The organism is Nitrospirota bacterium, assembly GCA_023229435.1.
Lineage (GTDB): Bacteria > Nitrospirota > UBA9217 > UBA9217 > UBA9217 > JALNZF01.
In genome coordinates, this window is record JALNZF010000030.1 from 1 (window position 1) to 22118 (window position 22118).

14 protein-coding genes are annotated in these 22118 nt (G+C 51.3%); 2 read left to right on the forward strand and 12 right to left on the reverse strand.

The window, feature by feature from the left end:
- Positions 1 to 210 precede the first annotated feature (210 nt).
- A complete protein-coding gene (gene hemH / locus M0R70_14500) occupies positions 211 to 1113 on the forward strand; it encodes a ferrochelatase (protein MCK9420579.1) in 903 nt (300 codons plus the stop codon).
- A 255-nt stretch (positions 1114 to 1368) separates the two neighbouring features.
- Complete coding sequence (hemG, locus tag M0R70_14505) at positions 1369 to 2796, forward strand: protoporphyrinogen oxidase (GenBank protein ID MCK9420580.1); 1428 nt, start codon at positions 1369 to 1371, stop codon at positions 2794 to 2796.
- Positions 2797 to 3166: 370 nt separating this feature from the next.
- Here the strand turns inward: hemG and M0R70_14510 are convergent, their stop codons facing one another.
- From M0R70_14510 to M0R70_14565, 12 genes are all read right to left on the reverse strand, one after another.
- The gene (locus M0R70_14510) at positions 3167 to 6112 is read right to left on the reverse strand and encodes a hypothetical protein (protein MCK9420581.1); all 2946 of its coding nucleotides are present in this window, start codon (positions 6110 to 6112) and stop codon (positions 3167 to 3169) included.
- A 156-nt stretch (positions 6113 to 6268) separates the two neighbouring features.
- Complete coding sequence (locus M0R70_14515; GenBank protein MCK9420582.1) at positions 6269 to 8953, reverse strand: hypothetical protein; 2685 nt, start codon at positions 8951 to 8953, stop codon at positions 6269 to 6271.
- A 444-nt stretch (positions 8954 to 9397) separates the two neighbouring features.
- Positions 9398 to 10099: a PilZ domain-containing protein gene (locus M0R70_14520; protein MCK9420583.1), complete on the reverse strand. Its 702-nt coding sequence runs from the start codon at positions 10097 to 10099 to the stop codon at positions 9398 to 9400.
- 429 nt (positions 10100 to 10528) lie between these two features.
- Complete coding sequence (locus tag M0R70_14525; protein MCK9420584.1) at positions 10529 to 13297, reverse strand: hypothetical protein; 2769 nt, start codon at positions 13295 to 13297, stop codon at positions 10529 to 10531.
- A gap of 2 nt (positions 13298 to 13299) precedes the next feature.
- The gene (locus M0R70_14530) at positions 13300 to 14208 is read right to left on the reverse strand and encodes an SIR2 family protein (protein ID MCK9420585.1); all 909 of its coding nucleotides are present in this window, start codon (positions 14206 to 14208) and stop codon (positions 13300 to 13302) included.
- 81 nt (positions 14209 to 14289) lie between these two features.
- Positions 14290 to 14979, reverse strand: coding sequence for an RloB family protein (locus M0R70_14535; protein ID MCK9420586.1), 690 nt, complete (start codon positions 14977 to 14979; stop codon positions 14290 to 14292).
- Positions 14979 to 16241: an ATP-binding protein gene (locus tag M0R70_14540; GenBank protein ID MCK9420587.1), complete on the reverse strand. Its 1263-nt coding sequence runs from the start codon at positions 16239 to 16241 to the stop codon at positions 14979 to 14981. The genes M0R70_14535 and M0R70_14540 overlap by 1 nt, the downstream gene beginning before the upstream one ends.
- Positions 16242 to 16574: 333 nt before the next feature.
- On the reverse strand, positions 16575 to 16817 hold the full coding sequence (locus M0R70_14545; protein ID MCK9420588.1) for a hypothetical protein: 243 nt from the start codon (positions 16815 to 16817) through the stop codon (positions 16575 to 16577).
- 362 nt (positions 16818 to 17179) lie between these two features.
- The gene (gene groL, locus M0R70_14550; protein ID MCK9420589.1) at positions 17180 to 18823 is read right to left on the reverse strand and encodes a chaperonin GroEL; all 1644 of its coding nucleotides are present in this window, start codon (positions 18821 to 18823) and stop codon (positions 17180 to 17182) included.
- A 67-nt stretch (positions 18824 to 18890) separates the two neighbouring features.
- Complete coding sequence (locus M0R70_14555) at positions 18891 to 19157, reverse strand: co-chaperone GroES (GenBank protein MCK9420590.1); 267 nt, start codon at positions 19155 to 19157, stop codon at positions 18891 to 18893.
- A gap of 258 nt (positions 19158 to 19415) precedes the next feature.
- Positions 19416 to 20804, reverse strand: coding sequence for a S41 family peptidase (locus M0R70_14560; protein MCK9420591.1), 1389 nt, complete (start codon positions 20802 to 20804; stop codon positions 19416 to 19418).
- Between the two features lie 130 nt (positions 20805 to 20934).
- Positions 20935 to 22116: a peptidoglycan DD-metalloendopeptidase family protein gene (locus M0R70_14565; protein MCK9420592.1), complete on the reverse strand. Its 1182-nt coding sequence runs from the start codon at positions 22114 to 22116 to the stop codon at positions 20935 to 20937.
- Positions 22117 to 22118: the final 2 nt, after the last annotated feature.

Below are 22118 nucleotides of genomic sequence, written 5' to 3' on the forward strand. Positions count from 1 at the left end.
TGATCAATCGTCGCCGATAGGTCCCGTCTCTGGTTATGCCCTGGAGCAATAACTGATATCATCCCTTTTGTACGGAGGGGCGGGGAAACTGTTTTTTCCTTGACAACTGTCAACCATATCAGGGTCAAGGGTCCAGTAGCCAGGGTTCAGGGTTAAAGAATTTCCCGGACACCGGACCCCGGACCCTGTACCCTGACCCCAGCTTTTACCATGTCCAATCACACGGCAATCATACTCATCGCCCTTGGCGGACCCCGGTCTCTCGACGAGGTCGGACCATTCATGACCGCCTTCATGGGAAGACCTGCGCCGCCTCCCGTTGTGCAGGCCGTTATCGAGCGCTATAAGCTCATCGGCGGCAGATCGCCGCTCCCCGGGATGGTAAAGATCCAGGCCAACGCGCTTGAAAAAGAACTCGGCGGAAACTATCGCGTATATGAAGGTTTCCGGTACTCAAAGCCGACGGTAGCCGACTCCTTCGATCGGGCCATCACAGACGGCGCGCGACGCGTCATCGCACTCTCCCTGTCGCCCTTTGCAACGGAGGTCACGACCGGCGCGTACAAGAGCGCCTGTGAAGGACTGGGAAGCGGAGAAACCTGCCCGCTCTTTATCCCGAGCTGGCATGACAATCCCCTCTTCATCAACTCGTGGGCTGAAAAGGTCCGGGCAGGACTTGCCGGATTTCCAGAAGCTCAGCGGGACCGGGTCGCGATCATCTTCACGAGCCACAGCATTCCCGTTCGCTACATCAACGCAGGCGACCCCTACCGGAAACAGGTTGAAGAAACCGTCAGCCTCGTCGTCAACCAGAGCGGAATAAAAAACTGGCGTATTGCCTGGCAGAGCAAGGGTGCGCGGGCGACCGAACCGTGGCTTCAACCCGAGGTGGAGCCCACGCTGGACAGCATCGCCCAAGAAGGTTGCGCAGCCGTGCTCGAAGTGCCCATCGGGTTCACCTGCGACCACATGGAGACCTTGTATGATATTGATATCGTGCACCGGGCTCACGCCGAAAAACTGGGTCTCACCTTTGAACGTGCGGAGTCGCTGAACACCTCGCCGCTCTTTATCAAAGCCCTGGCGGATATTGTAAGAAAAGCAGTATACTAACGTCATCACCGCGAAGAAGCGACGCAAAACAAGTGTACGTCTTTTGTAACTATTCAGCGCATCTGAACTAACAAAGCGTTACATCAGAGAAAAACCTTTATCCGCAGATTTCGCAGATGGACGCAGATTTTAAAACACAATTCGGGTTTCATTAATCTGTGAAATCTGCGTAATCTGCGGATAATATTTTGACTTGAACAGTTGCTGTATTTTTTCTTTGTGTCTTGGGGTCTTTATGGTAAAAAAAGGATATACATGCCGAAAGTCATCATTATAGGCGGGGGCATCGCCGGCCTGGCGGCTGCCGTCCACCTCAAATCCGGGGCCAAGGCCTACAGCAAGACCATGGACGTCCTGCTGCTCGAAAAGAACAATCGCATCGGCGGGAAGATACTGACCGAGAAGCATGATAATTTTCTCATCGAGGGGGGGCCTGACAGTTTTCTTCCGGAGAAGATATGGACCGTAAACCTCGCGCGTCATCTCAGTCTCGAGCCCGAGATGCTCCCCTCGAATGACCAGTTCAAGGGAACATTCATCTACTCACGCAAAAAGCTCCACTCCCTGCCCGAGGGCGTAATGCTCATGGTCCCGACCTCGTTCTGGCCCATGGCAAAATCTCACCTCATCTCGTGGCCCGGCAAGGTCCGCATGGGCATGGAATTGTTCATCCCGAAACGAAGATCGCGTGACGACGAAAGCCTTGCAAGCTTTGTGACGCGCAGGCTCGGCCGTGAATGTCTTGAAAAGATCGCCGAGCCTCTCGTCGCCGGCATCCATACTTCGAATCCTGACAACATGAGCGTCCTCGCGACATTCCCGCGTTTCGTGCATATGGAGCAGAAGAGCGGCAGTCTTATTCTCGGCATGATCGCTGCCATGAAGAGCCGTCCTCATGCAACCCTCAGCGGGCCGCCACGTCCCGGGCATGACGCGCCGAAGATGACCTACTTCATGAGCTTCAGGAACGGCATGCAGGCCCTGCCGCAGGCCTGCGCGGACCTTCTTGGCCGGGAATCGATCAGGCTGAACGCAGGGGTCAGGGCTGTTGAGCCGAAGGGCAAGGGATATGCGGTGATTCTTGAAAATGGCGGGACGCTCGAAGCGGAACACGTCATGATGGCCTCGGCCGCGTATGACTCCGCGGAGATGGTCAGGGGATTCGACACAAGCCTCGCTGCGCAGATGAACAAAACCGAATGGTCCTCGTCAGCCACGGTCTCGATCGTGTTCAAGAAGGAAGACGTGAGGGTCCCGCTCAGAGGCTTCGGCTTCATCGTCCCCCGTGTCGAGGGCAGGCGGATCAACGCGGCCACCTACAGTTCGATCAAGTGGTCCTACCGCGCTCCCGACGACACGATCATGATCCGCGTCTTCGTCGGCGGCGGCCACCACGAAGAGCTGGTGCATGAACTCGATGACGCGGGCATGGTCAAGATGGTGCTCGAGGAGCTGGACACAGTCCTCGGCATCAAGGCGAATGCCCGGTTCTCAAAAGTCTACCGCTGGTATAAGGGGATGCCGAAATATACGGTCGGACATCTTGAGCAGATCGCGGTCCTGGACAGGATGATTGCGACACATCCGGGACTTCATCTCATCGGCTGCTCATACAAGGGAATCGGTATCGGCGACTGCGTGCACGAAGCGCAGATCGCGGCGGAGAAGATATTGAAAAGTTAGCGGAAGAAATACCTGAATGATGCAATAAAGCCGAAGGAGAATGATCCCTTCGGCCTTATTAATTACCTGTGAACCAATTGCACAAATAACTCGCGCCCCACGACAAACCCAGAGTGATCCGTGCTTATATTGCAGTCATTGAATTTCCGTTCGCGCTGAACACCCTGCCGAGCCCAGTCGAAGCACCATAATGGGTATTGAACGGCAGTTCGCTGATTTACTGTATGTCCACGGTATTCCCTACCGTCACGGCGATCGAAGTCCCGTTGACATCAACCGCCTTTACAACGGTCACGGTGAAATCAGCTGCTGTTGGATGATTGCCCGCGGCAATGTTACAATGTAATGAAACCAACCTATTGCTGCGTCGTTACTGAACCAGGATGGTCACGCGGTCCGTGTCTTTACCGCCTGCCGCGTCCTTGTTGGTAATAACCAGTTTGCCAGCCTCTCCTACGGTCGGACATACTATGCTCAAGGGTGTATCCTTTGGAATGGCAACGCCGTTCCATGTTCCGCTTGTGGCATTCGGTCCTTTCCCCTGATGGCAGTCGACCGAAACAACCGAACCGACACTAACGGTTACCGTGCCTGTTGTGGAACCAAGAACACAACCATCATTGGTCACCGTGAACAAAGTTTGTATCTGCAGATCCACGTTGTTCGGGCTCTGTCCTCCGCCACGGATGAGGGCGGTCTTTTGACAGACAGTGTCGCAATGATCGGTGGCCTCATTGCAAGCCGTGTTTCCTGTACAAGGATCGGCTCCGCCAACGCAGACGCCGTTGGAACAGGTGTCGTTCGATGTGCAGAAGAGACCATCATTGCACAGCGACGTGTTGCTGGTATATACAGGAGCACCTGTTGCCGGATCACAGGAATCGTCTGTACACGGATTGTTGTCGCTGAAAACGGGAAGCGGCGAGTATGCACACCCGGTTGTCGGGTTGCAGGAATCGATCGTGCAGGCATTATTGTCAGTGCAGTTGATCGCGGTGTTGACGCAGCCGGTTGCGGGATTGCACGAGTCGGTGGTGCACACATTGCCGTCATCGCAGATGATCGGGGTTCCAGCACAGACTCCATTGGAACAAATATCACCCGTTGTACAGGTATTGTTATCATCACAGGACGCTGCATTGCTGGTGTGCACACAACCGGTCGCAGGATCACAGCTGTCGGCTGTGCAGTCATCAGCATCATCGCAATTCGCGGCTGTCCCGGCGCAGACTCCACCGGAACAGGTATCGTTCACGGTACAGGCATCGAGATCATCACAGCCGTCGGTGTTGAAGGTATGGCTACAATTGCCGCTCGCCGGATCACACGAATCAGTTGTACAGAGATTCCCGTCGTCGCAATTCGTCAGCATCCCGCAAATTCCGGCTGAACAGGCATCCCCTGTGGTGCAGGCATTCCCATCACTGCACGACGCTGTATTATTACCGTGCACACACAGGCAGTTCTCCGCATCAAACGAATCATCGGTGCAGACATTCCCATCATCGCACGTTGAAACATCGCACTGAATATGATGACCCACCAGCAACCAGTACCCGGTAACGCCGCTAAACGGACCGCCGACGATCAGGGCCGGCCAGGTCAATCGATAGGTGTTGTCAGGGCAAAGCCTGCCCGTGGCATTCAACGGCACCCCGGCTGTCTTTCTTGGCCCCTGTTCAAACACAGAACCGTTCCAATAGACCTCCCATGCGCTCATATCAGCGGTAATTTTCAAACATCCATTCGCAGGGATTATGGCGCCGGTCTGTGCTGATGAGACAGGATGAGCATTGCATGCCTGCCAACTGACAGGGTTGGTGCTGATGTACGTTGGGCTTCCAAAGAAACCGAACGGCTGTGCTATCGCTTGAGGGCCGCCAATATCAGTAAGGCCGTAACCTGTTCCAATGCCGCTTCCCGCATTGTTGCCGCATACATCAGGCTTTGCCGGGTCAACAACATCAAATTGCCCCCGCTGGTATTCACCGAGCACTACCCCGCCATCGACACCGGCCGTTAATGCGACACAATTCCCGGAGGGATAAGCAGCTCCCATACAAAAGTAGGACCCCGCTTCAACCATAAGTCTTCCATGGACCATGCAGTCCTCCGTGGGTGTTCCGGCACAGGACCCTGCTGTACACAGGTCGTTCAGGGTACATGCATTGCTGTCATCACAGGACGTCAGGTCCGCCTTGTTGGTATTGACACAGTGGAACGTGGCATCATCACAGGAATCATCTGTGCAGGAATTATTGTCATCGCACATCCGACGCGTTGCTCCCAGCGCGCAGTTCCCGCCAGAACAGGCGCCTTGCATGCAGGAGACGCCGTCTAAAATACAGGGATTGGCATTATTGGCGTATACACAATTGCCGGTGGCAGGATCGCAGGAATCAGTTGTGCAGCCATTTGCATCATTACAGGTTTTGGCAGTATAGTAACAACCCATTTCAGGATCACAGTTGTCCGTTGTACAAAGATTATTGTCATTGCAATCCAGGGATAGACCGGGCTGGCAGATACCGCTTAAACATACTCCCAGTGTGCATTCATTGTAATCTCCATCATTGCAGCTGGTATTGTCGGGTGCATTTGTGTATACACAACTACCGGTTCCGAGATCACAGGAATCAGTTGTGCAAGGGTCCCCATCATCACAGGCGCAGATAATAACTCCCATCATATTGAAGTTGGCATTGAACGCGGCAAACGGTCCGTCCACCATGCCATAACCGTTATAGCCGTCCCCATCCCAGTCACTTGACATCCAGTCCCAAACCTTGTCAGCCGGATTAGTGCCGCCGTCCGGCCCGGCATACAGGGGTGAGGGGGCAAATGCGGCTGCCGGTACCCATAGATCCACTACATCGATGTTGCCGTTGCCGCCCCAGTCAAAAAGCATGTGAACGCCAAGCTGTCCCGAGCCAACGGTAAAGGTGATCGGGGTGCCCGCTCCACAGCCCGGGCTTCCCGCATCGCAGTCTGTGTAAACCGTGTAGATACCCGATCCATAAATGGCCACATCATGTGCCGTCCACGGAACACCAAAGAACGGTGTTTCCGAAGAGATGGTTGCATTCGGGACCTGGCCGGAGGGTGTAACGGAGGTCAACTTGGTCCCGTCCCAGGTGAAATAGACGTCGTTGGTGCCGCCCGTTATGCCGCCGTCTGGTGCGATCATGGTGAAATTATTGCTGGTTGTATCTACTGCGGCGAGAGCCTGCGTTGTACCCATGCCAACACACAGTGCCAGTGAGGCAATAATGACAAGCCGCTTCCCCCATCGAGCAGTTCGTGTTCTGTTGTTCATTATCATGTTCTCCTTTTATTTTTTATTGTAACGTGATTGTTTTTCTATGAAGCATGCACTTCTCCGCGGGCTGCTTAAAGAATCGCTTCGAGAAGAAAGGCAGCGCCTTATCACGAGGCGCTGCCTTTTGAATGAAACGAACCAATTGCTGCGTCGTTACTGAACCAGGATGGTCACGCGGTCCGTGTCTTTACCGCCTGCCGCGTCCTTGTTGGTAATAACCAGTTTGCCCGCCTCTCCTACGGTCGGACATACTATGCTCAAGGGTGTATCCTTTGGAATGGCAACGCCGTTCCATGTTCCGCTTGTGGCATTCGGTCCTTTCCCCTGATGGCAGTCGACCGAGACTACCGAGCCGACACTAACGGTTACCGTGCCTGTTGTGGAACCAAGAACACAACCATCATTGGTCACCGTGAACAAAGTTTGTATCTGCAGATCCACGTTGTTCGGGCTCTGTCCTCCGCCACGGATGAGGGCGGTCTTTTGACAGACAGTGTCGCAATGATCGGTGGCCTCATTGCAAGCCGTGTTTCCTGTACAAGGATCGGCTCCGCCAACGCAGACGCCGTTGGAACAGGTGTCGTTCGATGTGCAGAAGAGACCATCATTGCACAGCGACGTGTTGCTGGTATATACAGGAGCACCTGTTGCCGGATCACAGGAATCGTCTGTACACGGATTGTTGTCGCTGAAAACGGGAAGCGGCGAGTATGCACACCCGGTTGTCGGGTTGCAGGAATCGATCGTGCAGGCATTATTGTCAGTGCAGTTGATCGCGGTGTTGACGCAGCCGGTTGCGGGATTGCACGAGTCGGTGGTGCACACATTGCCGTCATCGCAGCTGATCGCCGTGTTGACGCAGCCGCTCGCCGGATCGCAGGAATCCGCTGTGCAGGCATTGCCATCGTTGCAGCTGATCAAAGCATAGACGCAGCCGGCTGCCGGATCGCACGATTCAGTGGTGCAGGCGTTGTTGTCATTGCAGCTGATCGGGGTGAACACGCAGCCGGTTGCCGGGTCGCAGCTGTCGGTGGTGCAGACACTGCCGTCATCGCAGATAATCGGCGTGTGGGCGACTCCTGTCACGATATCGCACGAATCCGCTGTGCACGCATCAAGGTCATCGATGACAAGGGCTGCGTTGATGCAGGCGCCTGTTGCCGCTTCGCAGGTATCGTCTGTGCATGCGTTGCTGTCACCGCAATCCTTGGGGGTGAACACACAGCTGCCGGTGCCTGCGTCGCAGGAAGGAAGGATACAGGCAGGATTGTCCGTGCAGGCAACCGCGGTGTGGCCGCAGGCGCCAAAACCGCAGGTATCAACTGTGCAGAGGTTCCCGTCACTGCAGTCTTTGGGTGTTCCGCAAACTCCGCTTATACAGGTAGTGCCTATCATACAGCCTCCCCCAAATATGGGTTGGGTGCAGGCGGTTCCATCAGCTTTTGGAGTGTATACACAGCTGCCCGTGACAGTATCACAGGTATCTGTTGTGCAGGCATTGGAGTCATTGCAGGTCTTGGCAGTGTGGCTGCAGACGCCTGTTGTCTTGTTGCAGGAATCCGTTGTGCAGGCATTCGCGTCATTGCAATTCGTCGCGGTCCCGGTGCAAGCCCCGCTTACACACGCATCTCCTGAGGTGCAGGCGCTATTGTCGTTACAGGACAGTCCTTCGTTAATTGCGGTATAAACACACTGGCCCGTGGCAGGATCACAGGCACCGGCCTGGCATTGGCCGGCACTGGCGGAAAGAGAGCAGTTTATGCCGGCGCACTTATCAGTAACAATTTTCATAATATTAAAGTTTCCGTTGAAACCCATAAACGGGCCATCCTTGAAGCCGGCGCCGGGGATGCCATTCAGATCCCAGTCAGTTGACGCCAGGTCCCATACTTTCGCAGCGCTGTTCTTGGCGCCATCGCAAGGTCCTACAACGCATCCTTCTCCATTATCAGCGCCTGAATAGAAATTCCCCGGGAATGTCCCTTGCTGCCAGACATCGACCAGATCAATGTTCTCATTTCCATTCCAGTAAAAAAGCATATGGGCGGCAAGCTGGCCGGAACCTACCGTAAAGGTATAATTCGCCCCGGTGCCGCAACCCGGATCACCGGCAGCGCACCCGGTATAGATCGTATACGGGCCGCCTTCGCAATAGATCATTACGTCATGGGCACGCCAGGGGTTGCCAAAGAACGTCTCGCTGGAACTTATCGTGGCATTTACCACCGCGGTCGCCACTGAGTCGTTGCAGGTCCCATCCCAGGTGAAGACTACATCATTGGTGCCGCCGATAGGATTGCCGCCTGGATCCAACATCGAAAAGTTGTTTGCGGGAGTGTTCCTGCAGATTGCCGTGGGTGTGTGTACGCATCCGGTTGCCGGATCGCAGGTGTCAGTTGTACAGGCGGTATCGTCAAGGCAATAGCTCGCGGGCCGTACTCCATTCCCGCAGGTCCCGCTGGTACAAACGCCCGTGCAGAAATCACCGTCATTGTCTTCGCAGATTGTTCCGTCGGAGGTACTTGTGTGTTCACAAGCACCCGTGGTCGCGTTGCAGGAATCGTCTGTGCATTCATTTCCATCATCACAATTCTTCGCAGGCCCTCCCACGCACACGTTACTCGCACAGGCATCATTCGTGGTGCAGGGGTTGGCGTCGTCACAGAGAGTGCCATCCGGCTGTCCTGCGCAGTAGGAAGCCGCTTCAACCGTGGCAATTCCCGGCAATGACCAATGCCCGGTCCTCCCGTCAAACGAACCGGCAAGGAACACCATGCATGAGACAACAATAAGAACAAACCCCTTTCCCCATCGGGTGTTTACCGCTATTTCGTTCATAGATCTCGTCCCCCCTTTTATTAATGTTCAGTTAAAATGTAATTCTCTTAAATATTGCAATATCAATGCCTTTTTATAACATATTATAAATTAAGCATTTTGCAGCAATTTAAAAAAGTATTGTTTGTTTTCTCGACAAACAGATAATTTATAAATAGAACTTAGTTATCAATATAATACTAAATATTTACGATAATAAGTATAAAAAAACCATTTAAATTGAAATTTGTGTAAAATATTTCGACAAACCTTTTATTTGGAGCGTCAACGTGAGAACCTCAGACGTGATAAAAAATTGCAGAATTGCAGGAGGGGTAGACGCCAGCACCATACACAAAAGTGCCTTTCAAAGGAGTTGTTCCATGTTTAGACCGGATCAAAGGCAATATGCTTCATTTCCAGAGTTGTCCCTGGATTTGCAGAACATGGATCTGCACGCTCTGCTTACGGACCGCCGGGATCAGTTGCGCGTGATGACTGTTCGACATAGGCGGTAAGCAGACGTTTGGCCTCGGCGGTGATATCCGTAAACATGAGTCCGTATTGAAGATCTTTGTGCCCGGGGAATTGCTCAAGAGACCTGATGATTTTGCCTGACACCTCGATCTTCTTTGCATTGGGGAGGTAGAACATACAGTACAGCCGGGCGCCCTCCGCAAGAGGCGTATCGCATTCTATCAGCATTCCCGTGGCGCTGATATTCCTGACGCGGCCGTAGAACGGTTCATCATCGACGCGGCCGTCAACGCTGGCACTCAGAAGAACCCGGAGCATCTCCCTCGCGGCAATATCGAGAAGCTGCTGCGCTTTTACCATGAGCACAAAGGGGTGGACCGGTTGCAGCAGCACCGCGTTCGCCCTGCATTGCTCGCTCCGATCGATCGCTTCCGGGGTGTCTGCGCAGACCATGATCATCGACACCGCGCGGAGATCCTCACTCTCTCTGATCATTGAACAGAACTGCTCCCCCGCCATGCCGGGCATATCGAGTTGCATGATAATGAGGTTCACCCGCTCTGCGCGATGAATTTTCAGCGCCTCTTCGTTCGTTGCCGCGACAAATACCCTGAGGTCCGTCCGGTTCAAGAAGGTTTCATTCTGTTCCAATAAACCGTGAAGCTCACGCGCGATCAGTATTTTTTTCATTGCCGTCCTGGAAACCCTTTCGAGTGAACACAGTACTATAAGCAGGGATTATTTGCAAGGGAGTTTTTACGTGCGGGATGGTGATAAACCGACGCGGTGAGACGTTTGTCGCCTTGGACAAGAGCAGATTCTCGGCGTCCGGATCGCTGGCGGAAAAGCTATTGTCGCACCGAAGCAAACGATATGACACTTCCCTGGTGGTTGATTATGGCTTTTCCCCCGATGCGACCAACAGTGGACATAAATTCCGTTTACCAGAGTAGCTGACACTTCAAAACCAGCAACCAAAGCCTCCCGTTTTTTCAAAATAATCGAAATCAGGATAGACTTTCGATTTTGGCCCGAAATACCTGGGCGAGGTAACCTTGCATAGCGCGGAAATAACTTGCCCGCGGCAGGATAATTTGTAGATAGAAGTCTGCATTAGTGTTAATTATGCTTCTCAAAAGTTTCACTCAGGAATTCAAATCCTTTTGAGCGGTAAAGATTACAAATTCTGTTAGCCGTATCTTTTTCGTTTATATCATAGAGAGCCTGAACAATGGCAATGATATCCTCCTTTTTGTAATCTGGATAAGTCCCAGTATTAAGCATTTTCAGATATAAGTTTCCTACCATAGAAGGTGTTTTCATAACGTGTCTGCGAAGATATTCTATAAAGAAACCAGAATTCCAATTCTCCTCTATAGCTGTCACAGAAATTTGCAACCACTCATAAACATCATCGTCGATCGTGTCAACAAGCGAGAGCCATCTTCCTAAATTAGATGCGATGATACGATATTCATCTTCCTCAACGTTTGGGGCTACCTTCTCTATTATCGCTTTCCACAAAGGTTTAATCTTGCGTCTAAGCTCTTCATCATCCCTGTCCCTGAATGTCCATATGAAGCTGACAACCTGAGAGATGTGTTTGATGTTGCCAGACACTATCAGCTTATATATTAATCCGTTCACATCTGTCAAGTTATTCCACCCAGCCAGATATCCAATGGTTATATGTTGCACAAGTTTATCTGATGCTTGTTTATCGCCGAATAGGCATGACAGCCCTCTTTCATAGTGACCATTATCACGCACAAGTTCATAAATTTCCTCATACACTGTTGATGTCATAATTATGTAACCAGTGAAAGCGGCTTGCCAGTATTCTTCGCTTTCAATATCAAATATTTTGTTTATATTTGCGATTACCCATTGTTTGTCGAGGTAATTCAAGTATGGAAGATGCCAGCCAATAACCACAGAAAATTCCATGCCGGTTTCTTTCGTTTTATCAAGACGCTCCATGAAAGCCGACTTTATAGGCTCAATCCATTTATTTTCTTTACCCTGGCCATAAAGACGAGCATAACGGAGCGAGTAGTTTATTGCTGCTATAAACACCTTGCCTTTTGACGAGTTTAGAACCGAAGTTACAAGGTCACTCATCATGCTCATGTCACGATTGACATTCTTAAGAAGAAGCAAAATTATTTGTTCCGCTATTGGCAAAAGGTCTAAAGAGAAGGCATGTTTATCATTCTTCGTGCCTTCCCAAATGAGGTTTGCTATCGTGTCAGCAATCCAGCGTTTATAGTCAGACTTTCCTTCTTTCATTTCTCCAATCCAAAAGCTACCGTCCTCTATTAGCTTCTTCATAAATGGTAGCAGCTCATTCCAATCGAAATCCTTATTATTTCTCCAGGCCTCCTCGAAGCCTCTTAGAAATTCGTATTGGTATTTTCGAGGTACCGAGAGAAACGGAGCTAAATTCGTAGAAAATCTTACTGGGTCATTTGAAACAAACTTTCTGATAGAGGTTGCAAGATTTATTCTGGCAAAGTCCTTCCATGAGATTTCATCTTCTTCTTTATATGAATTAATGTACGCTACTATTTCATGGTTCGTCTTTTTCTTAAACTCATCCTCATCTATTGGACTAACATCTTGGATCCAACCACCGCCTGATGACCAGGAATGAAAGCCAGGATGCTCTATTGCTGCATCATTAATGGAATTGTAGGCTTCATAGCGTCGTTTAACTTCCTCATTGTTAGTATCGAGCAAGGCAAGCAGCCACTCCTTTTTATAATAAGCTTTGTCTTTTTCAGGGATACGGGACTTATCATCTGAGAAATAAAAATCCTGAGTTTCAATCCAGTTAAGAATAGTCTCAATCTGAGTTTCGTTAAAGCTCTTGCAATGGGTTTTGAACAGTTCATAAAGCTCATGGATGGTCAAACTGTTAAGCGGATTATAGGGCATGCTCCAAAGTAGATGGGACAATTTATCATAGTGATGATTTATCAGATGATATGCCAGACGCTTAAATATAGCATGCTCCTCACCGAGCATATTTTTCGCTATAGGTTCACTTTCCTTTGGGTCTGATGCCTCAAGCATGTCTTTCACGAAATGAACAAGCTGGCATTCATATCTATCAGGAAATGTCGTCTGCTCATGGTCTTCAATTGCCGGTATCCACACATAGTTAAACTGCGACTCATCCTCCTTCAATATCTCCTTGATCTTGGTTATCGCAACATTAGCAGCTTCAACAGCGCAGATTTCAGAAATCCCTTTTTTGTTATCATCTAAGGCTTCCTTCAGGTAATAAGGATCGATAACTGATATATATTCACGGATGGGTTCCCTATCAGATTTGCTGTAATGCAAAATTACATCGAGCAATCCTATTGTCAGTTCCGCAGCCTCTTCTTTTATCAACTTGGGAAGAAACAGCTTGCCTATTTCATGATCAAGTAGCGATGTACCTACACTAGGGCGAAGCGCATCCTTAATGAACTGTATATGTTGTGTGCCAATATACACGATGGGAAAGTGCGATATGATTTGCAACAGCTTCCAATCGCTTATGTAGTTGTCTATTCTCTTCCCGTTTTCACGATACGCAATAATTCCATCGACAATCTCAAGCAGCATTTTGGAAACTTCATTATTGGGGGAGCCTTCATTTTTTACTGCCATGTTCTCAAGTGCATCAAAAATATTCCAATGCAGAATATAGTATCCCTTTTTGTTTGGAACCTCCTTGGGGCGTGGATTTTTAGCCGGGTCGAAATACCCTGCATCTCGTAATGGAACCAACCATTCAAGTGGCTTAGAGGCTACAGCAAGTTTGTGAAAAAAATGATCCTCCAAACTCTTGTCATTTTTTATCCTCTGAAGTGTATTTATTATTTTATCTGTGGACATATCTACTCCACCGCCTCGTCAATTAGTCGAGAAGCGTTATGCAGATACCCGGTAACTTGGTTTATCTCCACGTTCCAGTGTTTAATAACCTCTATAAGCTGCCTATACCCATTAGTATCCTTCTCATAACCCAGAATGTTAATCCCAAGGTCGTTATAGTATGCTTGCTCGTAACTAAGAATGTTATCTTCGCCACTGTAGAAAGGAGACAGCATGAAATGTCGAGGAGACAGTGCTTGCTTTTTTCTGGGATCACTCCTGAGTATAAAATCCAGTATTTCAAACTCTGACACACCATAACCCAAGAAAAGAACGGTGTACTCTCGAAATATTCGACCTAGAAACCTTCCGAACTCCGGCTCTTGCGTATACCTTTGCATATATGCGGAGACCGTAAATATCAGAGATTCTCTATCCCTGATAGAACCGTGAATATGGTACAGGTTTGTGCTGTCCAATCTATCCGCGCTAAAGTCAGAAGACTGGTAAAGAATATTCGGGGGGTTAAATAGCCTGTCAAAGTGAGTATCAGCATTCGTGGTTATAAACAAGCCTCTTAATCTCTCGATGTCGTTATAGATATTGGGTGTCTCAATATCAGCCCCTTCCTTTAACGCCATATTTAGCTCTTTATAAAAGACATCTGCAAGATGATTATTGTTGAAGAGGTGGTAACAAATCGTTATCGTTTTCTTATGATCGGGAATCTGAGAAAGGGTTTCACTCTCCCTGAAATTAATAATGTCTTCCCTATGACACCTATTGACGAGGTTTCTGGCAAGCGCATCCCAACCTTCGCAGCCTACAAGCCTCGATACTCCTGCACCGATAAAGACAGCCAGGGTGCCATTGTTAACGGCATCCCTTATCTCGTCCGGGACTTCAGGTATGAGCGAAATGCCGTTACTCATATGCTTCTCCTAATTTTTATAAGCGTAACCAGGGTTTACCTTGAAAATTCTCATTTCCCGAAATGCCCTCAAATGCTCTCTTCACCTTTTATCCTTCAGGCCTTGGAGATACGCCACCAGCCGATGCACCTTCGTGGACGGGTTATCCGTGCCGGCTTCTTCCTGCCTTTTTTCCAACCGCTCTGCGTGTTGTATTGCCTCATCTACACGGGGATAGATCGTTCCAAATACAGCGGCGCTGCCTTTCGCATAGCCGGGGATATACGCCCTTAAATCTCGAATTACATTGTCGCAGGGAGAATTATTCCCCGAGGCGCCATACTGCCGGGACGTATATTCGAAATGGAGCAGGAGCCAAAACTCAAAGCAAGGGACAGATACGATTGCCTTGAATTTCCCTTTGTGTTTTTTACTCAAACCGGCCATCTTTTGCAACGCATCGTTGTATGTGCCGTGCGTGTCTTTGTCGAAAACCACGAAGACATGGTCATATCCCTGTTTTTCAGGGTCTCTTTTGATTTCTTTGAGATACTCTTCTTCGGCGCTGTTGACGAGGCTCAAGGGGTCGCTTCCGCTGCTGCGGTCATGGATAACGATATTCTCCTTGTTAAGATGCAATATGGTTCTGATCCCCTTGAAATAATTCGGCTCGGTCTTTTCTCCTTCGCATATTATGAGAACGACATCTTTCGAAGCGCGGATTTTGAGCAAACGATCGAATTCCCGATCTCGCCTGATGCGCTTCTTATGAAAGAGATCATCCGTTCCCATCAGAATGCAAAGTCTCCGATAAAAGGCAGCGCTCCGTATCGCCCCTTGAGATAGCCCCGTTCGAAGGCTTCATTCTTCCTGGGGTTGAACTCGACCAGCGAGTACAGCTTTGTCGCCCCATGATCGTCTTTTTCGGTAAACCACACCTGGTCGCGCCGGTAGATGTCAGGATCAAGCAAAGAAGTGTCGTGCGTGGTGATTACCAGTTGGGCGTTCTGGTGGTTCGTTTTTGAATTGTGAAAGAGGCTTACAAGATGACGTACGAGAAGCGGATGCAGACTCGTATTCAGTTCATCGATAACAAGCACCTTCCCATTAGAAAGGACATCAAGCCACGGCCCGGAGAAAATAAATAGCTTCTGGGTCCCTTGTGATTCATCAGCCAGATCGAGAGAGACGGCGCCCGCCTCTGTATTGTGAACAAATTTGACGGCGGTTAGTTCCTTGCCGCTCAGGTCGTTAATCATTTTATCGCGCAGTTCCGGAAAAATAACCGGCGGCACCATGCTCGCATTGAACAATTGTTTCTCAAGGTTGATATTTGCGATGCTGATGTCTGCGGCGTTCATGAACGCCATGATGTGTTTTTTCTCATTTTCAGACGCACAGCAATCGATTGTAGATTGCAGGTTGATAATCGTTGCCGGTAGAATAATGGCAAGTTTGGTTGAAAACCAGTTAAACACCGGCTTCAACTGATCGTTGTTTAGCTGAATTGCGGTTGAAAGAAAAAGGGCGTTTGATCTGGTCGCCGTTTTAATGACTTCCTTCTGGCCGCTGAAATTTCTACTGAACTGCCATTCATACGTACCGGTTTTATTGTTAAAAATACGTTCAAACCATCGCTGGGGCTTGCCTTCAGGATAGGCAATGAGCCACTCTTCGGTGATCCGCTGTTGTGTTGCTGAAAAACCGTATTGATAGCGGCTCCCCTCGCTGATGATTGTAATTTCAAATTCCGACGGCGACTTTGCACTTTCCCTATCAAAAAGAAACGGTACAACAGGGACCGACTGTCCTTCCTGAATAGACGAGAACGACTGGATGACGAGGAACTGCATGATATTAAGCGCAAGGATTGTGTTGCTTTTACCAGAAGCGTTAGCTCCATACATAACGGCAGAGCGAAGAAGCTTAGGCAGCTTGGAAATAGACGGGAACGTATTGGATTCGTCTAATTCCCCACCCTTCGCAGCTGCCAGGCTAAGTACCTGTTTTTCTTTAATTGATCTAAAATTGGTTACTGAAAATTCAATTAACATGATAACCTCTTGCAGTTTTTTCTTTATAATTGCGCAAAATTTGCAAAATGTCAAGCAAAAATACACTACAAATGCTTTTTTGCTCTGCCAGCCGGGTCATATCCGATCTTGTTCTTAATGTTCCGGATCATACCGGCATCTGGGCTGTCGGCGCTTTTTGGTAAGGATAGCAGGTGGAAAAGCTCCTTGATGCTTCTTTCGCATAAAGGTCGTACGCATTTTCTCGATCGGCATAGGGGGCGGCCTTGACGGCCGCGCCCCTGCCACACCACCCGGCATGCGGGTCCGCACCGGGCGATTCGAGAAGTTGAGGTTATGAGAGGTTCGCTCTCGTCAGCGCTGCCTGTAGCAACCCCGACCCTGTGTTCTCCGATCATACCGCGGGGTGCACGCTTCATCACTGCCAGGTTCTCTCCCGGCTTCACCGGACGCTTCCCCCGACCGCTCCGCTAATGCGGACTTCTGATGCCTTGCGTGTACCATCGGAATGCCCTTGAACACTCCTTCTCGTTCGGCCCTTCGCTCCCTGTCGGCAGCTACTACGGCCTCTGCTGACTTCTCGCTCCGTGTCGCCACGTTGGCCCTTCAGCCATGAGGCGAGATCTCCCCAGGTAAGAACGCACTCCTTCGCTGCACAACCGCCGGATCTACGCCGCTCCGCCTTGATCACGAGAGCTTCGCGGTTTCATGCCCGCTCGCCCTGCTCGGCAGCGCCTTCTATCCGATTCTTGTTCATCAGCTCGCAGCTTCGCTCCGCGCTTCCTTCCCACACTCGGTCGCCCTCATGCAGTTGCGCTTTGCTTCGTTCGTCGTGATCAACTTACGGTGGGACTTGCACCCACAGGAGTGCGCCCATGCTGGGCGCACATAAAAAAAGGCCGGCAGAGATTTCCTCTCTGCCGGCCTTCGTGTTTTCCTCGTGAAAGGAAACGATTTGCTTAGTACATTCCGCCGCCCATGCCGCCCATACCACCCATGCCGCCGGGCATTCCTCCGCCACCCTTCTCTTCGGGCAGATCGGTGATCATCACTTCCGTCGTGAGCATCAGGCTCGCCACGGAGGCCGCGTTCTGAAGCGCGGACCGGGTCACCTTGGTCGGGTCGATAATGCCCGCCTGGAGCATGTCCACATACTCTTCCTTCTGTGCGTCAAAACCGTAATTCAGCTTGTCCGAGGACTTCACCTTGTCCACGATTACCGACGGTTCGAGACCGGCGTTGTTCACGATCTGGCGAATCGGCTCTTCAAGCGCCTTCTTCACGATATTGACGCCGATCTGCTCGTCACCACCGAGCTTCATCTTGTCCAGGATCGGGATGCAACGGAGCAGCGCAACACCACCGCCCGCTACGATACCCTCTTCCATGGCTGCGCGGGTCGCGTGAAGCGCGTCCTCGACCCGTGCCTTCTTTTCCTTCATCTCGGTTTCGGTTGCTGCGCCCACGTTGATGACCGCGACGCCGCCCACGATCTTCGCGAGCCGTTCCTGGAGCTTCTCTTTATCGTAATCCGAGGTCGTCTCGGCAATCTGCGCCTTGATCATCTTCACCCGGCCCTGGATCGCGTCGGTCTTGCCCGCTCCTTCAACGATGGTGGTGTTGTCCTTGTCCACAGTGATCTTCTTTGCCCGTCCGAGGTCCGTGATCTTTACATTCTCAAGCTTGATGCCGAGGTCTTCAGAGATCACCTGTCCACCGGTCAGGATCGCGAGGTCTTCGAGCATTGCCTTGCGGCGGTCGCCGAAGCCCGGCGCCTTGATGGCGCAGATCTGAAGCGTGCCGCGAAGCTTGTTCACCACCAGGGTCGCCAGGGCCTCACCCTCAACGTCCTCGGCGACGATCACCATCGGCGCGCCCATCTTGGCGGTCTGTTCCAGGATCGGGAGCAGGTCCTTCATGCTCGAGATCTTCTTCTCCGACAGGAGGATGTAGGCGTTCTCAAGAACGGCCTCCATCTTCTCGGCATTGGTCACAAAGTAGGGCGAGATGTATCCGCGGTCGAACTGCATCCCCTCTACCACGTCGAGGCTGGTGAGCATGCTCTTGGCCTCTTCCACGGTGATGACGCCGTCCTTGCCGACCTTGTCCACTGCCTCGGCGATCAAATCGCCGATGGTGGCGTCGCTGTTCGCGGAAATACTGCCGACCTGGGATATTTCCTTCTTGTCAACAACGAGCTTGGAGTTCTTCTTAAGGTTCGCGATGACCGCTTCAACGGCCTTCTCGATGCCGCGCTTCAGGTCCATGGGGTTCGCGCCCGCGGTCACGTTCTTCATGCCTTCGCGGTAGATGGCCTGGGCCAGCACTGTCGCGGTCGTGGTGCCGTCACCGGCCACGTCCGAGGTCTTGGAAGCAACTTCGCGCACAAGCTGGGCGCCCATGTTCTCATAGGGGTCCTTCAGCTCAATTTCCTTTGCCACGGTCACACCGTCCTTGGTTATGGTCGGTGCGCCGAATTTCTTGTCGATCATGACGTTCCGGCCCTTGGGACCAAGCGTCGCCTTCACGGCGTCCGTAAGAACGTTCACTCCCTTCAGGATCGCCGCACGCGCTTCCTGGTCGAACATAAGCTGCTTTGCCATATCATCTCCTCCTAAAAATTCATAATAATATTGATCATATGTTCCGGTGAGGGAACCTTCAGGGAACTTAGCTCAGGATTCCGAGCACGTCCTCTTCCTTGACGATCAGATACTCGACATTGTCGAGGTTGATCTTCGATCCTGAATACCGGTCAAAGAGGATTTTGTTGCCTACCTTGAGAGACTTCACCTCATCACCCACGGCCTCAACCTGTCCGCTCTGCGGTTTCTCTTTCGCGGAATCGGGAATATACAGACCGCCTGCAGTCTTCTCCAGTTCCGCGGTGTAGCTTACGAACACCCTGTCTTTCAATGGCTTGAATTTAATACTCATGTGTGCTCAACTCCTTTCGTGAATTGTAAGTTTTATTATAGCAGAAAATTTAGCACTCGTTTAAGGCGAGTGCTAATATAGGGCTGAGTCAAAAAAAAAGCAAACCTAGTATTTAGCAATTATAGGCTATTTTATGCAAATATTAGCCATTTTTAAGGAAAATTCAAAGGATTACTGATTATTAAAACATATTAAAAAAAGCAGGGATGATATCCCTGCTTTTTCAATTCGTTAGCATTTTTATTGTAATATCTTTTTCTATTTTTCCTTTTTAGCCGAAACCGGGATATTTTTAAATACGTCCTCGGCCTTTAATGCAGGCTTTAAGATCTCGATGGCCTTCTGTATCTGGATATCGTCCTTTTTTTCTTTCGGCGTCACTTCCATAGAGAAGTCGTCTTCAAGGGAAGGCGTGCCCTTTTCCTTTTTCTTTTCCTCTTCGACGGTGTCGTTCTTCAAGTGGCGATCAAGGTCCTTTTCACGCACAACCACGTGCAGTGAATCAGTAGTACCCTCCTTCGCCTCTTTTACCGTCGGCAACTTCACCTCGATGTCCGGGGTAATGCCCACGTTCTGGATCGAACGGCCGCTTGGCGTGTAGTATTTGGCAGTCGTAAGCCGGACACCGCCACCGCCTTCAAGGGGAAATACAGTCTGGACCGATCCCTTGCCGAAGGTCTGAGTACCCACGATCACCGCACGCTTTGAATCCTGCAACGCGCCCGCAACGATCTCCGACGCGCTCGCGCTCCCCGTGTTCACGAGCACGACCATCGGGAAATCCCGGGGTGTTTCCGGTCCGCTGGTGAGAAAGTCCTTCCGGTCTGACTTCTGCCTGCCCTGGATATACACCACGAGCGAATCCCTGGGCAGGAACTTGCCGCTCACATCCACAGATGCGTCAAGGAGCCCACCCGGATCATTGCGCAGATCGAGGACCAGTTTCTTGATCCCCTTTGCCTCAAGGTTCTTCAACGCTTTTTCAAGCTCCTCGGTGGTCTGCCCCTGGAACTGGATGATTTTGATATAACCGATCTCGTTGTCAAGCATCTCGGACTTCACGCTCGTCACCTTGATGACGTCGCGCATGATCTTGAACTCCTTCGGTTTGTCCCATCCCTCGCGGTAGATCAGGAGACTCACCTGAGTGTTTTTGGGTCCGCGCATTTTGTCCACGGCCTGCTCGATCGTCATGTCCTTGGTCCATTCATCGTTGATCTTCATGATCTTGTCCCCGGCAGCGAGTCCCGCGCGGAAACCGGGGGTATCATCGATCGGCGCGATGATCGTGAGCTGCTGGTTCTTGACCCCGATCTGTATCCCAACGCCCTGGAACTCGCCCTTGATGTCGAGGTTCATCTCTTTAAATGACCGTTCGTTCATATAGGACGAATGGGGATCGAGGCTTGAGACCATGCCCCGGATGGCGCCCTGGATCAATTCCCTGGAATCAGGGTCCTCCACATAGTTCCGTTTTACAAGCTCGAGCGCCTGGGTGAAGGCTTTCAGCTCCTCATAGGTATCGGGCTTGGCCTGGACCATTCCCTGACCGATCACGACCCCGATCAGCAAAAGGATCAGCGCTGCCATTAAAAACTTCTTTTTGTTGATCCGAATCATTTCATCATCCTCCAGATTGTTCTGCATAATAACTCTCCCGTCAAATTATACAGGCAGAAATTAAGGTAACCGGTTTTGTTACAGCTTGATTTAAACGTTGAGCTTCTGTATTTGTCATTCTCCGTACATCTGTTGTGCGCTGTTGTGCGTCATTGCGTCATTTCTTCGCGAGCCACTGGAGCGGGTCCTGGGCCTCGCCGTTCCTGCGTATCTCGAAGTATAATTTCGAACCCTTCAGGCTGCCGGTGTCGCCCGCCAGACCGATCACCTGGCCCCCGGCGGCCCGCTCCCCTTTGTTCAGGTCAATCCGCGAGAGATTGCCGTAAAGTGTATAGAACCCGTTTCCATGGTCAAGGATCAGGAGTTTACCGTAGCCTTTGTACCAGTCCGCGAATGCCACCTGGCCGTCACGCACTGCCCGCACCGATTCCCCCTCATGCGCCTCGATCTCGATCCCCCTGCGATATACCATGGTGCCGAACTGCGGATGGCGCTGCATGCCGAACCTTGTCAGTACCTGGCCTTCGAGGGGCCACGGGAGCCGCGTCCTGTCACGCTCCGCGGTTTCGTGACCTTGTCGGGAATCAAGAAGGGGCGCTTTTGCAGCCCTCTTCTCCTGCTCGCCCTTCTTGATCATGGCCCAGAGACTGGCGGACGCCTCCTCAAGCTCGCGCAGGGACTGCTCGTACTGGCCCTTCTCATTCCGCACGCTCGCAAGGATGACGGCTTTTTTCTTTTTCCGCGCTTCGAGCTCCGCCTTCTTTGCTGCGACCACCCGCTGACGGGCAAGCAGTTCGTTTTTTTTCTCTGCGATCTCCATCTGCCGCGCCGCAAGCATTGTCAGGGCTTTGCTGTACTCCCTCATGATCACCCGGTCCCGATCGGCGATCGTACCGAGATACTTGATCCGCTTCAGCGTCTGGTCCAGTCCGTCAGGGGAAAATATTGCAACGGCGTATCCGCTTCGGCTCATCTTGTAAAGCGCCCGGAGCCGCCGGCTATAGTGCTGCTTCAGCGCGGCAAGCTCACGGCTGAGCACGGTGTTGTTCTTCTCGACCTCCCGAAGGGCCGCCTCGGAATCGTGCAGCCGCCGCTGCTGGTCGGTGAGTTCCGCGCGTCCGGTCTGGATGTCCCGGTCGATCTTTTCAAGCTCCGACAGGATCGAACGCTCTTTGCGGTCCGCCCGTTTCAGTTCCTTTTTTTTCTCGCGCATCTCGCGCTTGATGCGCTGAAGCTGCTGTTTGTCGGCTGACCGGTCCGCGGCTGCGGAAAATCCAGGCGGCCAAAGCGCGATCAGGATAACGAGCAGAAGAACGCGAGTGGCGGTCGTCGTCCCCATGC